At 61.3% G+C, this 15,464-nt stretch carries 10 protein-coding genes; 8 read left to right on the top strand and 2 right to left on the bottom strand.

The features are described from left to right. Window positions 1-157: 157 nt before the first annotated feature. A complete protein-coding gene (locus PQQ96_RS32335; protein ID WP_408300090.1) occupies window positions 158-1,288 on the bottom strand; it encodes an IS110 family RNA-guided transposase in 1,131 nt (376 codons plus the stop codon). Between the two features lie 252 nt (window positions 1,289-1,540). Here PQQ96_RS32335 and PQQ96_RS32330 point away from each other — a divergent pair, with 252 nt between their 5' ends. Next, a complete protein-coding gene (locus PQQ96_RS32330) occupies window positions 1,541-2,548 on the top strand; it encodes an IS110 family RNA-guided transposase (RefSeq protein WP_408300088.1) in 1,008 nt (335 codons plus the stop codon). A 231-nt stretch (window positions 2,549-2,779) separates the two neighbouring features. Here PQQ96_RS32330 and PQQ96_RS32325 read toward each other — a convergent pair whose 3' ends face one another. Then, entirely contained in the window at window positions 2,780-3,025 is a 246-nt protein-coding gene (locus tag PQQ96_RS32325; RefSeq protein WP_408300086.1) for a reverse transcriptase N-terminal domain-containing protein, read from the bottom strand. A gap of 706 nt (window positions 3,026-3,731) precedes the next feature. On the opposite strand from PQQ96_RS32325, the gene uvrA reads away from it, so the two are divergent. The 7 genes from uvrA to PQQ96_RS32290 all read left to right on the top strand — a co-directional run bounded on the left by uvrA (window position 3,732) and on the right by PQQ96_RS32290 (window position 15,162). Next, entirely contained in the window at window positions 3,732-9,656 is a 5,925-nt protein-coding gene (gene uvrA, locus PQQ96_RS32320) for an excinuclease ABC subunit UvrA (RefSeq protein ID WP_408300084.1), read from the top strand. Window positions 9,657-10,671: 1,015 nt separating this feature from the next. Further along, window positions 10,672-11,334, top strand: a complete 663-nt coding sequence (locus PQQ96_RS32315; protein ID WP_408300094.1) for an energy transducer TonB — start codon at window positions 10,672-10,674, stop codon at window positions 11,332-11,334. Between the two features lie 77 nt (window positions 11,335-11,411). Then, window positions 11,412-12,317, top strand: coding sequence for a MotA/TolQ/ExbB proton channel family protein (locus tag PQQ96_RS32310; protein WP_408300082.1), 906 nt, complete (start codon window positions 11,412-11,414; stop codon window positions 12,315-12,317). A gap of 12 nt (window positions 12,318-12,329) precedes the next feature. Continuing rightward, window positions 12,330-12,752 carry an ExbD/TolR family protein gene (locus PQQ96_RS32305; protein ID WP_408300080.1) on the top strand — a complete coding sequence of 141 codons (423 nt, stop codon included), beginning with the start codon at window positions 12,330-12,332 and terminating at the stop codon, window positions 12,750-12,752. A gap of 58 nt (window positions 12,753-12,810) precedes the next feature. After that, the gene (locus tag PQQ96_RS32300; RefSeq protein WP_408300078.1) at window positions 12,811-13,239 is read left to right on the top strand and encodes an ExbD/TolR family protein; all 429 of its coding nucleotides are present in this window, start codon (window positions 12,811-12,813) and stop codon (window positions 13,237-13,239) included. 9 nt (window positions 13,240-13,248) lie between these two features. Then, window positions 13,249-14,454, top strand: coding sequence for a tetratricopeptide repeat protein (locus tag PQQ96_RS32295; protein WP_408300076.1), 1,206 nt, complete (start codon window positions 13,249-13,251; stop codon window positions 14,452-14,454). Window positions 14,455-14,586: 132 nt separating this feature from the next. After that, complete coding sequence (locus PQQ96_RS32290) at window positions 14,587-15,162, top strand: helix-turn-helix domain-containing protein (protein WP_408300074.1); 576 nt, start codon at window positions 14,587-14,589, stop codon at window positions 15,160-15,162. The last annotated feature ends 302 nt before the right edge of the window (window positions 15,163-15,464 follow it).

The following is a 15,464-nucleotide window of genomic DNA, read 5'->3' as shown; positions in this document are numbered from 1 at the left end:
AGGTCCGCCCGATGAGCCTGCCGCTATCTAGAGCCGCAAGTCGGATGCAATCCGTTGCGTAGCTGTGTCGCGGGTTGCTCGTGTGCCGGGGCTACGCCGCCTTCAGGAAACGCCTCCTCCAGTTGTCAGGGTAGGTCAGGGTTACTCAGGTGTCGAGTCATGCGGTGAGCTCCTCGCGCGGTGTGGCGAGCGACATTGCGAGCCGGCTGATGTCCCAGATGAACCCGCTGAGTTCGCGGGCGACCGCGACCACCGCGATGTTCTTCTGCTTGCCGCGCGCGACGAGCTTGCGATAACGCCGGCACAGGCGAACCTGCGCGTCCCAGGCGCGATCAACGATGGGCTTCGGAATGCCTTCGTGCCGGCGCTGGATCTCGGGACTCACGCGGGCCGGGTGCTGGTAGCTCCAGGCCGCTTCGATGAGCAGCTTGCTGGCATAGCTGTTGCCGTTCTTGGTAATGCTGCCCTGACGGCGCTTGTCGCCCGACGAGTGCTCGCAGGGCGTGACACCGAGCCAGGCCATGAGCTGGCGGGGGTGCGCGAAGCGTGACAGATCACCCAGCTCGGCGAGTATGCCCACCGCCGTGGTGAACTGCACGCCGCGCATCGTCTGCAGGGCGAGGACGACCGGATAGAAGCGCCAGTTGACGACCACCTCGCGCAACGCGGCTTCGAGACGCTCGCATTGCGCGAGACGGTCCTCGATCGTGCGCCGAAGCTCGTCGAACGCCAGTTGCTGCCAAAGGCTGTCGAACGAAAACGCGCTCAGCCAGCGCCGGTGCGCGGGACCCCAGTCGGCCCGGCCCGCATAGCGCACCCCATGCGAGAGCAGGAAGGCCTTCAGCCGTTGCCGGGCGCGCTTCAGATCGTCTTTGGCGCTCACCCACGCACGTGCCAGATCGCGGAACGCTTCATCGTCCACGGTGGGCACGTACACGGCTGACAGGTCGCCGGCACGCAGCGAGCGCACGAGCTTGACTGCATCGCGTCGATCCGTCTTGACACGTTCACCCGGCTTTCTGGGAATCAGCGACGGTGCGCACACGATGCAGTCGAAGCCCTTGTGCACGAGCTGACGGTAAAGCCCATAGCCGCACGGGCCCGCCTCGTAGACGACGCGTATGCGGCGCGCTTTGGACTGCAGGCGTTTGCACAGCCGATCGATGTCGGCCTGCGTCGTCCCGGTCTTGCCGAGCACCTCGACCTCACCCGAGCCGAGGGCATAGGCGACCGTGATCGACTCCTTGTGAACATCCAGTCCAACGTACACCGTGCTATCGTTTTCCATGCTGGCCTCCGTGCCGGAAATCACCGGGTGTGGCGCTGTCCACACCGTGCGGCTCTGGCAGAAATGCTAACCCGCGTTGGGTTTATCACGGCGGGCCAGCCTCTGCCTCACGGAAATGGAATGGACGCCTCCCACCCCGCGAGTGGTGGAAGCGATGAACAGACACACATACTCACTCACGGACCGACCGTATCGGTACGGTCGGAATGGAAGATCATTGAGGTCTTCAGAGCCAACCGGAGGAGGTCTGCCATGAACCATACGGCCATAGGCGTCGACATCGCCAAAAGCGTCTTTCAGGTGCACTGGGTCGACCCGCACACAGGTGAAGTTGTCAACAAGTCAGTCAAGCGAGACAGGTTTCTCGACTACCTCGCGAACCGGGAACCTTGCCTGATCGGAATGGAAGCGTGTGGCGGTGCCCAGCATTGGGCTCGCCAGCTCACGAAGATGGGTCACCTGGTGAAGCTGATGCCGCCGAAATTCGTCAAGGCGTTCAACATCGGCAACAAGAACGATCCAGCGGATGCGCGCGCCATCTGGATGGCCACGCAGATACCCAGCAAGCCGGTCGCGGTCAAGACAGAAGCGCAGCAGGCCGTGCTGGCACTGCACCGCATGCGGCAGCAACTGGTGAAGTTCCGCACGATGCAGATCAACAGTCTGCGAGGCCTGCTGACCGAGTACGGCGAAGTGATGGGCAAGAGCCGCGAGGCCCTGGACAAGGCGATACCGGGAATTCTGGCAAAGCTGTCGGATCGTTTGCCTGCCATGCTGATCGATACGTTGCGGGAGCAGTGGAGTGGCCTGACGGGGCTGGATCGGCAAATTGCCGGGATCGAACAACGCCTGCAGGCATGGATGAAAGACGACGTCGCATGCCAGACACCGGGCGTCGGCTTGTTGAGCGCCACGGCGGCTGTCGCGACGATGGGCGACGCGAAGGCCTTTCGCTCCGGTCGGGAATTCGCCGCCTGGCTCGGCCTGGTGCCCAAACAAACGGGCTCTGGGGGCAAGGTTCAACTGCTGGGTATCAGCAAGAGAGGCGACACCTACGTGCGAACGCTGCTGATCCACGGCGCCCGTAGTGTGCTGCGACATCCAGACAGGGCTGGCGCATGGGTCGAGCAGCTCGGCAAACGCCGACCGTTCAACGTGGTAATCGTGGCGCTAGCTAACAAAATCGCAAGAACCATCTGGGCACTTCTCGCCCACGACAGGCAGTACGCGAGGGAGTACGTGAGCTCAAAACCTCTTTAAAGAATTTGCGTTGCACAGGAGCTGTTCTCACAGGTGGCAAGTCGATAGGTTGCGTTGGCAATCGCGTGCAATGACAAGATAGGTCGGACCGGGACTCCCTAAACCTGGGTATGACGAAGAGCTTTTAGCTCGACACGGAAATGAGGTGGGAGTCAGCGGATTTCATCGGGGCCAGCAGCCGAATGATTGGCTGCAACAGGCCGGATATAAAGCAGCAACCGCCCCATCAAGTCATGCACATGAAAAACCTTCGCAAAAAGGGAGGCGTCCATATAAAGTCATACTGACTAGAGCTTTGCCGTGAAACGAGCAGGTCAGCAGCCGTTGCAAGGCTTTCACCTTGTTCCAGCGGCCTTCCTTGGTTGCCTTCACGATACGCGCCTGCATTCTTTTGACCACGCTGTATGCCTTGACCCAGTCAATGCTGTGCCACGACAGTGCGTGGTCGGCCAGTGCACACGTCGACTGCCCGTTCATTTGCTTTCCAGCCCTCAAGGATCATGCCGGTTATCTCGTGATGAGAGACCAGTTGGAAGTCTGCCCACTTTCGTGTCGGGTAATGTCTCAACCCGTATCCACGCCATTACAGCCCGGCATTCGCTTTCTCCAACCTCCTTTACCCACTCCGCCAACAGCTTTCCTGGCGGTCGGCCTGCCCAGGGGGCGGCGAGATGGGCTTACCCTGTTCCGCTATCGCAACGGGATGGCGACGGTTCCCTCTTTACGCCGGCGACACAATGTTCTGCGTGCGTCCATAACAGACTGTCCGCACCCGATCGCATAGCTTTTGCCCTCAGCCTGACAGCATCTTTGGCTGGACTGTATTCACGACGCTTGCGAGAATTCACTTTCGTTAACCATGCCACCCGAGCCCTTCCGGCTCCCGCATTGATGCTTGCAGGTGTCGCCTCTGCCTCACGGCTCGGACTAGGTCTCTCGACCCCGGTTGGTGTCCTCGATGCTCCGCACCCCGCCGTTACCGGCGACGCACGATCGAGTAGGCTACTGCTGGCAGAACAGCAGGTCTTGTCCGATTGCTATCGGCACGACAGTTGTGATAGCGACCTTCAGGTCGCACCTGTATAAATATACAGTATAGTATCCCGCTGCAACCTGGCCTTTGGCGTGTCCTCCCGCTGGCCGGGTATCCCGAACTTGCGCGGTCGCGAGGCGTCCGTGAGAGGTGGTCCACTCATTCAGACGGTCGGAAAAATTGGCTTCCAATAACCTAATCCGCATTCGCGGCGCGCGCCAGCACAACCTGAAGAACGTCGATCTCGACGTACGAACCGGTGAAATGACGGTCGTCACCGGCCCATCCGGCTCCGGCAAGTCGAGCCTCGTGTTCGACACGTTGTACGCGGAGGGGCAGCGGCGCTATGTCGAAACCTTCAGCGCCTACGCCCGGCAGTTTCTCGACCGCATGGACCGGCCGCAAGTCGACCGGGTCGACGGCGTGCCGCCTGCCATCGCGATCGACCAGACCAACCCGGTGCGGAGTTCGCGTTCCACTGTCGGCACCATGACGGAGCTCAACGATCACCTGAAGCTTCTCTACGCGCGTGCGGCCGAACTGTTCGATCGCAAGTCGGCGCTGCAGGTGCGCCACGACACGCCCGAAACGATCTATGCCGAGCTGCTCGAGCGTACTGCGGAGCATGATCCGCGGCTGGTCGTCACGTTTCCTGTCGAATTGCCGGACACGGCGTCCGAGCAGGAAGTGGAGCAATGGCTCTCCGCGAGCGGTTACACGCGCGTGCAGGCCCAGCGCGAAGTCGATTCGCCCACCGGCAAGCGCAAGCTGCTCGACGTGGTGGCCGACCGCTTCCGCTTAAGCGCGGTCGAGAAGCCGCGCGTGGTCGAAGCGATCGAGGCATCGCTCAAGCGCGGTGGCGGCCGCGTCAACATCTACGTGCTGCCTGCCGCGCCGGAGGCGCCGGAGGCGCCGGAGGCGAAAGAACCGGAACCGCAAATCTGGCGCTTCTCAACCGGCCTGCACAGCCCCGAGAGCGACCTGCGCTATGCGGATCCGCAGCCGGCGCTGTTCTCATTCAATTCGGCTTACGGCGCATGCGAAGTCTGCCGCGGTTTCGGCCGCGTGATCGGCGTCGACCTCGGTCTGGTGATTCCCGACGCACGCAAGACGCTGCGCGACGGCGCGATCAAGCCCATGCAAACACCGGCCTGGAAAGAGTGCCAGGACGACCTGATGCGCTACGCGGCGAAAGCGGATATTCGCCGCGGCACGCCTTGGGGCGAGCTGACGGACGCCGAGCGCGACTGGGTCATCAACGGTTCGCCGGACTGGAACGGCAAGTGGCAAAGCCATTGGTACGGCGTTAAACGCTTCTTCGAATATCTCGAATCGAAAGCGTACAAGATGCACATCCGCGTGCTGCTGTCGAAGTACCGCAGCTATACGCCGTGCGAGACCTGTGGCGGCGCGCGGCTGAAAACGGAATCGCTGTTATGGCGCCTCGGCAACAGGCAGAATGCGGACGAGGTGCTCGCGGCCGACAAGCGCTTCATGCCGCGCGGCGTCGAGTGGACGCGGGCGCAGCTCGAGGCGTTGCCGGGTCTGACGGTGCACGATCTGATGCTGATGCCGATCGAGCGCATCCGGCGTTTCTTCGACGAGATCAACCTGCCGAGCGCACTGCTCGACGACGCACTCAAGCTGTTGCTCGCCGAAGTGCGCACGCGCCTCAAATATCTGTGCGACGTCGGCCTCGGGTATCTGACACTCGACCGGCAAAGCCGTACGCTGTCGGGCGGCGAGGTGCAGCGGATCAACCTGACCACGGCGCTCGGCACGTCACTGACCAAAACCCTGTTCGTGCTCGACGAGCCGAGCATCGGCCTGCATCCGCGCGATCTGAACCGGATTGTCGAAGCCATGCATCGGCTGCGCGACGCGGGCAATACGCTGGTGGTGGTCGAACACGATCCGTCGGTGATGCTCGCGGCGGATCGTCTGATCGACATGGGCCCGGGGCCAGGCGAGCGCGGCGGCTCGATCATTTACGACGGCGCGCCTGAGGCGATCCGCTCGTCTGGCACGCTGACCGGTGAATACCTGGGTGGTCGCCGGCATGTGGCGGACGCGGCGCACTGGTCGCAGCGTCCGGTGGATGAAAGCACGCCGCGCATCGTGCTCGAAGGGGCAACCGAACACAACCTGCGTGACGTCACCGTTGAGATTCCGCTGCAGCGGCTCGTCTGTGTGACGGGCGTGTCGGGCTCCGGCAAATCCACCTTGCTGCAGGACGTTTTGTATCCGGCCATGGCGCGGCACTTCGGTCTCGCCACCGAATCGCCCGGCGCATTCAAGCGCCTGACGGGCGCCGACCAGGTCACTGACGTGGTATTCGTCGACCAGTCGCCGATCGGCAAGACCGCGCGCTCGAATCCGGCCAGCTACGTCGGCGCCTTCGACGAAATCCGCAAGCTCTTCGCCAAGGCACCGCTCGCGCAACAACGCGGTTACGGCCCCGGCATGTTCAGCTTCAACTCGGGCGACGGGCGCTGCCCGACCTGCGGCGGCTCGGGTTTCGAACACATCGAAATGCAGTTCCTGAGCGACGTCTACCTGCGCTGCCCGGATTGCGATGGGCGCCGCTATCGCGCCGAGCTGCTCGAAGTGAAAATCGAGCGCGGCGAGCCGGCGCGTGCTTTGAGCATTGCCGACGTGCTGGAATTGACGGTAAGCGAAGCCACCGCTTACTTCTCCAAGGATGCTGAAGTATTGCGTGTGCTGCAGCCGATCGTCGACGTGGGTCTCGAATACGTGAAGCTCGGCCAGCCGGTGCCCACGCTGTCCGGCGGCGAAGCGCAGCGGCTCAAGCTTGCCGGCTTCCTCGCGGAGTCGGCGCAGGCGCGCACCGCGCGCAGCGCGAAGCAGGCGGTCGCAAAGCGCCTGTTCATGTTCGACGAGCCGACCACCGGCCTGCATTTCGACGACATCGCCAAGCTGATGCAGGCGTTCGGCAAACTGCTGGCGAGCGGCCATTCGCTGATCGTGATCGAACACAATCTCGACGTGATCCGTGCGGCCGACTGGCTGATCGACCTCGGTCCTGAAGGCGGTGACGGCGGCGGCAGGGTGCTGTGCGCGGGCACGCCGGAAGACGTCAAGCTCTGCCCGGAATCGCATACCGGCGAGGCACTGCTGCAATACGACCGCGCCATGAACGCCGCAGCCGATCCGGCGTCGCAAGGCATCCCGCTGCAAAAAGCGCTGAGCGCGGCGCGTGCGCGGCGGGCTATCGAAGGCGAGGACGTGGTGCGCATCGTCAATGCGCGCGAGCACAATCTGAAAGCGCTGGATGTGGATATTCCGCACGGCAAGTTCAACGTGATTACCGGCGTGTCCGGCTCGGGCAAGTCCACGTTGGCCTTCGATATTCTGTTCCACGAAGGGCAGCGCCGATACCTCGAATCGCTCAACGCGTACGCACGTTCCATCGTGCAGCCGGCCGGGCGGCCCGAGGTCGATGCGGTGTATGGCATTCCGCCCACCGTCGCCATCGAACAGCGTTTGTCGCGCGGCGGCCGCAAGAGTACGGTGGCGACTACATCCGAAGTCTGGCACTTCCTGCGCCTGCTGTATGTGAAGCTCGGTCTGCAACATTGCATTCACGACGGCACGCCGGTCACGTCGCAAAGCGTCGAATCGATCGCGGCGCAATTGCTGCGCGATCACAAAGGGCAGCACGTCGGTTTTCTCGCGCCGCTGGTTGTGAACCGCAAGGGCGTCTATACCGATCTCGCGAAGTGGGCGAAAGCGCGCGGCAATACGCATCTGCGTGTGGACGGCGAGTTCGTGCCGGTGGACCCGTGGCCGAAGCTCGATCGTTTCTGCGAGCACACCATCGAGTTGCCGGTGACCGACCTTGTCGTGTCGCCGGACAACGAAGCGGAACTGCGTCAGGCGCTCGACCAGACGCTGGAAATCGGCAAGGGTGTCATGCATCTGCTGGCGCCGCTCGACGGTTTGCACGACGCGATCAGTGGCGGCCATCCCACGGCGAAACTCGGCACCGTGAAGGTGCTGTCCACCAAGCGCGCCTGCCCGGTATGCGGCACGAGCTATCCCGAACTCGACCCGCGCATGTTCTCGTACAACAGCAAGCATGGCTGGTGTACGACGTGCGTCGGCACGGGCCTCGCGTTGACGCGCGAACAACGCGCGGCGTACGACGACACGGTAATCGTCGACGACAACCGCGGCCGCGAGCAGAGCTTGCCGTCCGAGGAACAGGAACCGGAAGGTCTCGTCGACGAACCATGTGCGGATTGCGCCGGTACGCGGTTGAACCCAACCGCACGCGCGGTGACGTTCGGCGAGCAGGCCATTGTCGACGTCGCACAATGGACGGTGTCCGACACGCGCGCATGGATCGACACGTTGGAGATGACCGGTCGGGACGCGGAAATCGCGCGCGACGTGGTCAGCGAAATCGGCAGCCGTCTGCAATTTCTGGAGGAAGTCGGGCTCGGTTATCTGAGTCTCGATCGCGCGGCGCCGAGCCTGTCAGGCGGCGAAGCGCAGCGTATCCGGCTTGCCGCGCAACTGGGCAGCAACCTGCAAGGCGTGTGTTACGTACTCGACGAACCGACCATCGGCCTGCATCCGCGCGACAACCAGATTCTGCTCAACGCCTTACGAAAACTGGGCGAAAAGGGCAATACGCTGGTGGTGGTCGAGCATGACGAAGACACGATTCGGCGTGCTGATCACATCATCGATATCGGGCCGGGCGCGGGTAAACGCGGCGGCACGCTGGTCGCGCAGGGCAGCGTAGCCGATCTGTCAGCGCAGCCCGATTCGCTGACCGGCCAGTTCCTCGCTCATCCGATCGTGCATCCGTTGCAGCCGCGCCGCGAAGTGGTTGCGGCGGGCAAGCGCGTAGCCGCAGTGCCGGAGAACTGGCTGACGGTGCATGGCGGCAAGTTGCACAACCTGCAGAACGTCACCGTCGGCATTCCGCTGTCACGGCTGGTGGCGGTGACCGGTGTGAGCGGTTCGGGCAAATCGACGCTCGCGCGCGACGTGTTGATGGCCAATTTGCTGGATGCCGTAGGGCGCTCGGTGTTGTCGTCGCCGGCCACGCGGCGCGCGCGTGCGGCGGCCGAGACCCAGCCGGCGGCCAACCGGCGCTCGAGCGTGTTGGCGCGCACGGCGCCGCGCGCACCGCTGAACGTTACGCATGCATGGCAGGGGTGCGATTCGATCACAGGCTGGGAAAGCATCGACCGTGTGCTCGAAGTCGATCAGACACCGATCGGCAAAACACCGCGATCGTGTCCGGCGACCTACATCGGCGTGTGGGATGCGATCCGCAAGCTGTTCGCCGGTACGCTCGAAGCGCGTGCGCGTGGCTACACGGCATCGCGTTTCTCGTTCAACACCGGCGAAGGACGTTGCCCCGCGTGCGAAGGGCAGGGCGTGCGTACCATCGGCATGAGCTTCCTGCCCGACGTGAAGGTTCCGTGTGACGTTTGCCACGGGCAGCGCTTCAACCCGGAGACGCTGGCGGTCACGTGGCGCGGCAAGAATATCGGCGACGTGCTGACCATGGAAATCGACGAAGCCGTCGAGTTCTTCGCGCCGATCTCGAACATCGCGCATCCATTGCAATTGATGAAAGATGTCGGGCTCGGTTACCTGACGCTCGGCCAGCCTTCGCCTACGTTGTCGGGCGGCGAAGCGCAGCGTATCAAGCTCGTTACCGAATTGAGCAAGGTGCGCGACGACATCACGCGGCGTGGTCAGAAGGCGCCTCACACGTTGTATGTGCTGGACGAACCGACTGTCGGCTTGCATATGGCGGATGTCGCGAAGCTGATTCGCGTGCTGCATCGTCTCGCGGATGGCGGTCATAGCGTCGTCGTCATCGAGCACGATCTCGACGTGATTGCAGAGGCAGACTGGATCATCGATCTCGGCCCGGAAGGCGGTGTGGGTGGCGGCACGATTGTCGCCGCTACGGATCCCGAAGGTCTGACTCGTGTCGCCGCCAGCCACACCGGCGCAGCATTGCGTCCCGTGCTCGCGCGAACGCAGAACGACAATGCCGGGGCGGTGGCCGAGGGAACCAACGGTTGAGACATCGGAGCGGCGCAATCGACGTTGCGCTGCTCCGGCCAGGTCGTTCAGTCTGGATGACCGCTCGCGTTGATTGACGCGCAGCCAACTTCCACTCGAGTTTTACAAATGCGCGGTGTCGAGGCGCCCGGCGAGTCCAAGCCGGGCATTATCGCTCTCGTCGGCTATATGTAATTAATTGGAATATATTTGTAATTATATAAATGGCGTAATTGAAATGTGTATTTAGAGTGTCGTAAATACCGCTAAAAAGATTTTCAAACGCAGTTTTCCTTCTGCTATCTTCTCGCCTTCGACGCCAGCCCTCCGCTGGTGCTCGACCATCACGTTAGACATGCTGTTCGCGATCCGCGCCGGTTGCCACGCAGCCATCGCGAAAGGCCCGCCGGGCGGGCTTTCGCGCTATGTATTACCAGCGGATTTGTCAGCGGCTCATGGCGTGCCATGGGCCGCTGCATTAGCGGCTGTGTCCCAATTAGCGAGCCGCGCAAGGTGTGCTCGCCTCCGTTCGACGTGCGCTTATTCTTTTAAAACGACGCGAATACGGTATTAGTTAGAGTGACCTCTCTAAACTTAGTATGTTCCCATCAAAAAAAGTTTGACCCCGCATTTTTTGTCCTGCTATTGTTGCCTCCCATGAAACGCAGGTGACAATCGCGCAAAAAGTTCAGGAGTCGCAGCGCGCTTCGATCGAATTGTCTCCAGCCATTCATGCCCGACGGAAATGAGCGGGTCGAACGCCATCTATTAGTAGTTCTACTTAGATGACCGTTCGACTGATGCGAATTGCCGCTGCGGCGTCGTACGACTGCACCCGTGCCGATGAATCAGGGTTGGTCCCTATGGATTAAATGTAGGAATGCGAACTACAGGCATGGGCGCGAGTGCGATCATCTGAAGTGAATGTTGGTTGCCGTATGTAAGCGCGCTGCAGTGACAGAAATGGACGGTTCACGCCGGAGGAGTAAAGGTGGGTACGAAAGTCGAAGGGCAATTTCCGGCAGTAACGGCCCGTATGGAGAGGCCAGGTCGCCCGCGTGAGTTTGGGCGCAAGCAGCAAAACCCAGTACGCCGCTTCGGCGGTATCGCAGTGGTTCTGCTGCTGCACATCGTGTTGATCTATGCACTCATCAACGGCCTTGCCACCAAGGTTGTGCAGGTCATCCAGCATCCTATCGAAACGAAAATCATCGAGCCGGTGAAGCCGCCTCCGCCGCCGCCGTTGCCCACCGTGCAACTGCCGCCGCCGAAGTTCGCACCGCCGCCGCCGCCGTTCGTGCCGCCGCCGGAAGTGCAGGTGCAAACGCCGCCCCAGCCGACCATTACGCACCAGTCCGCACCGGTCGTGTCGGCACCCGCCGTGGCGGCCGCACCGCCGGCGCCGCCCGCGCCGAGCAAGCCGGTGAGCACTGAAGTCGGCGTGGTGTGCCCGAACTCGGATCAGATCCGTTCGTCGATTCGCTACCCGAAGGAAGCGCAGGAGAACAACGTGACGGGTGATGTGCTGGTTGAATTCGTCGTCGACCCACAGGGCCATATTACGAATGAACGTGTTGCCAAGTCTTCGGAAGATTCCTCACTCGATCGCGCTGCGTTCAACGCGGTCAAGCAGTTCACGTGCGTTTCCCAAGGCCAGGCTGTCCGTGTGCAAGTTCCGTTCTCGTTTAACCTGAACTGAAACCCACAGGCTGTTCGGTACCGGTAGCGATTTATCAGTCTTGGTTTAGAAGTTGTACTAATGAACTTGGAGCAGGCATGAAAAAGCGTACTCTCGCCGCATTGGCGGCAACCCTGTTGTTCGCCGTGACCACGGTGGATACCTTTGTGGCACCGCACATGGCCCACGCGCAAGCTAGCGACGCCACCGCGTCGGCTACGGCGCCCGCCACCGCCGCACCGCAAACGGCCGCCCCGGCCGCAGATGAAGCGGTACCGCCGCCGGCACCGGCCACGTCCGAAACCGTCAATAACCCGTATGGTCTTGGCGCGCTCTGGAAGAACGGCGACTTCGTCGCACGCTTCGTGCTGATTCTGCTGGTGCTCATGTCGATGGGCAGCTGGTACATCATGATCACCAAGTTCTTCGAGCAGTTCCGTGCGAACCGTCGTGCGAAGAGTGCCGACGAGCAACTGTGGACTGCACCGTCGCTGGTCGAAGGCACGAAGCTGCTCGACGAAGCGTCGCCGTTCCGCTTTATCGCCGAAACGGCGATCGAAGCCGGCGAACACCATGACGAAGCCTTGCTCGAAGCCGTCGACCGCAACACGTGGATCGATACCTCGGTCGAGCGTGCCATCACCAACGTGTCGAATCGTCTGCAGGACGGTCTGGCTTTCCTCGGCACGGTCGGTTCGACAGCGCCGTTCGTCGGTCTGTTCGGCACGGTGTGGGGGATTTATCACGCACTGACGGCAATCGGTATCGCTGGGCAGGCGTCGATCGACAAGGTGGCGGGTCCGGTCGGTGAAGCGCTGATCATGACGGCAATCGGTCTGGCAGTCGCCGTGCCGGCGGTGCTTGGCTACAACTTCCTGGTTCGCCGCAACAAGTCGGTGATGGAGCGGGTTCGCGCGTTCGGCGCACAACTGCACACTGTCTTGCTCGCCGGCAGCCGACGCTCGGCACGCGCTTCGGCTCGTGAAGCAGCGCTGGCCCAATAAGCGGAGTCCGTCATGGCTATGAGCGTTGGGCAGGATGATAACGACGAGGTCATCTCCAGTATCAACACCACGCCGCTTGTCGATGTGATGCTGGTTCTGCTGATCATCTTTCTGATCACGATTCCGGTGGTGACACATACGGTGCCGGTGCAACTGCCGAAGGAGACGATCCAGCCGCTGCAAACGACGCCCAAAAGTATCGTCATTGCGGTTAACCGCGACGGCGATTTCTTCTGGAACGAGAAGCAGGTGGATGCCGCTACGTTGCTGGCACGCCTGAAAACCGTGTCGGTCATGACGCCGCAACCGGAAGTGCACGTTCGCGGTGACCAGAGCGCGCGTTATGAATTCATCGGCCGGGTCATTACCGAGTGCGAGCGCGCCGGTATCGCGAAGGTCTCGTTTATTACTGAGCCGCCCGCGCGCGGGGGCTAGCTTTGCATGGGATCGGACTAAGTGTTAAAGCACCGGGTCCGATTGACAGGAGACCGCCATGGGAATGAACGTATCGTCGGGTGGCAGCGCTGAACCGGATGTGATGGTCGATATCAACACCACGCCGCTGATCGACGTGATGCTGGTGTTGCTGATCATGTTGATCATCACGATTCCGATCCAGACGCACGCCATCAAGATGAACTTGCCGGTCGGCAATCCACCGCCGCCGATCACGCAGCCGGAAGTGGTGCAGATCGATATCGACTTCGATGGCACCACGACCTGGAACGGTCAACCGGTGCCGGACCGCGCGGCGCTCGAGTCCAAGCTTGCGCAGGTAGCGGCCGAGCCGGTTCAGGCAGAAATCCATCTGCGGCCGAACAAGCTGGTGCCGTACAAGGATGTCGCGGCGGTGATGGCGTCAGCCCAACGACTGGGTGCGACGAAAATCGGTCTGATCGGCAACGAGCAGTACATGCAATAAGGAAGTGGAATGCTAACGATCCATCAACGGTTCAAGCGCGCCGTCATCGCGGCCGCTATCGGAGGACTGTCCGCGCTCGTCGTGCTGCCGGTCACGTCCCATGCCGCGGACACCTTGCGGCCGGATGTGGCGAAGCCGCTGAACGCCGCGCAGGATCTGTATCGCGCGCACAAGTACAAGGATGCGTTGACGAAGATCGATCAGGCCGACGCTGTGCCGGGCAAGACGCCCTACGAAAGCACCATGATTCAGGAGATGCGCGGCGCTGCGGCAGCGGCGGCCGGCGAATCCGGTGTGGCGGCCCAGGCCTACGAGACTTTGCTGAGCTCAGGGCATCTGACCGGTGCTGACGAGCAGCGCACCACAGCGGCGCTCGCTGGCATCTACTTCCAGCAGAAGAACTATTCGCAGGCGGCGAAGGTAGCACAGCGCTACCTGAAGTCGGGCGGCAGCGATCCCGACATGCACACTTTGCTGGTGCAGTCTTACTACCTGTCCAACGATTGCGGCAATGTGGTGAGCCTGCTCAAGCCGAGCATCGATGCGCAAGTGCACGCCGGTCACGCACCTGACGAGTCGCAACTGCAATTGCTCGGCACATGCGCGCAACGTGTGAAAGATGACGCGACATTCCGCAGTACGCTCGAAAAGCTGGTTGCCTATCATCCGAAGCAGTCTTACTGGGACGATCTGTTCAACGCGATTCGCAGCAAACCCGGCTATTCGTCGGCACTCGATATCGATACCTACCGGCTGCGCCGCGCGACGGGTTCACTCACCACCGCCGACGATTACATGGAGATGACGCAACTCGCGATCGTGGCGGGCACCACGGCCGAAGGGAAGCAGGTCATCGATCAGGGTTTTGCGTCAGGTGTTCTGGGCCACGATGCGCAGGCGGATCGCGAGAAGCGTTTGCAGGCACTCGCCGCGAAACGGATGCAAGCGCCGGCCGATCCCGCGAATCCGGTCGCGCCAGTCGACGTCGGCTTCAACGAGGTCTTTGCGGGGCAGGCGAAGCAGGGTCTTACGGCCATGGATGTAGCGATCGCGAAGGGCGGAATCGATCACCCGGATCAGGCGCAATTGCATCTCGGTGAGGCCTACTACATGGCAGGCGATAAAGCGCGCGCAGTGCAAACCTTCCGTGCTGTGAAGGGCACCGACGGTTCGGCCGACCTCGCCCGTTTGTGGGTGCTGGTGGCGTCGAAGTAACGGCACCCTGTTTCCAATATGTCCCATCTTGCGAAGTGTCTCTATCGCGCATGCCTTTGGGAGGACGTTGCATTCAATGAAACATAGTTTAGATTTATCAAACTAATTTTGACTACGGGATTCTGTCTTGCTATGGTTTTGCCACTCGATAACAAGGCACAGGTCGCAGTTTCTATAGGAAGTAAAGTCCGCGCGCTTCGGCAACGACTCAAGCGCACGCTGGATGAAGTGGCAACGACTGCGGGAATCTCTAAGCCCTTCTTGTCGCAGGTGGAACGAGGTCATGCAACGCCTTCGATCACATCGCTAGTGGGCATTGCTCGGGCTTTAGGTGTGACGGTGCAGTACTTCGTTGACACGCCAACTGAAGACAAGTCGGTACGCAGAGGCAGTGAGCTGAAGTACTTCGGGTTCGACGGAACCGCGAATCGCTTTGCACGGCTGACGAGCCTGTCGGTCGGCAGCAAGCTGGAAGTGATTCTCGTCAGGATGCCGGTGGGGCAGAACCCATCGGAAGTCACGACGCATGCAGGGGAAGAGTTCTTGTACGTGATGAGCGGCCAGATATCCCTCACGTTAGAAGGTACAACGTTCGTATTGCAGGCCGGTGACACCGCGCATTACGAATCCACCGTGCCGCACTCCTGGTCCAATACGGCCCGCGAAGAAGCGGTGGTGGTGTGGGTGGGTACGCCAAGATTGTTCTAAGTGCCTTTGCTCTGTGTTTTCGTTGAAAGCAGTCTATCAGTATTTGTAAGCATAACTTAATGTTCGATGATGGTTTGGTGAATTGGGAAATGCGTTGACCAACCACCATCAACCGCGACAGTAAAAGTGAAAACAATTGGTAAGCGCTGCGCATTTCGTTTGTAATAAATAAGTAGTCCGATATTCATGAATCTGAAGTTCCTCGTCCTCCTGTCTGTGCAATCCGGTGCGCTGTTGACCGGTTTGCCGGGCAGAAGTGCGGGGCAGCTTTAACGGAGCGCGGCGCACGATCGCCGTATATC

The organism is Paraburkholderia sediminicola (assembly GCF_046027825.1).
Taxonomy (GTDB): domain Bacteria; phylum Pseudomonadota; class Gammaproteobacteria; order Burkholderiales; family Burkholderiaceae; genus Paraburkholderia; species Paraburkholderia sediminicola_D.
The sequence above is the reverse complement of the archived record's forward strand: the minus strand, read 5'-3'. Positions and strand labels throughout refer to the sequence as shown.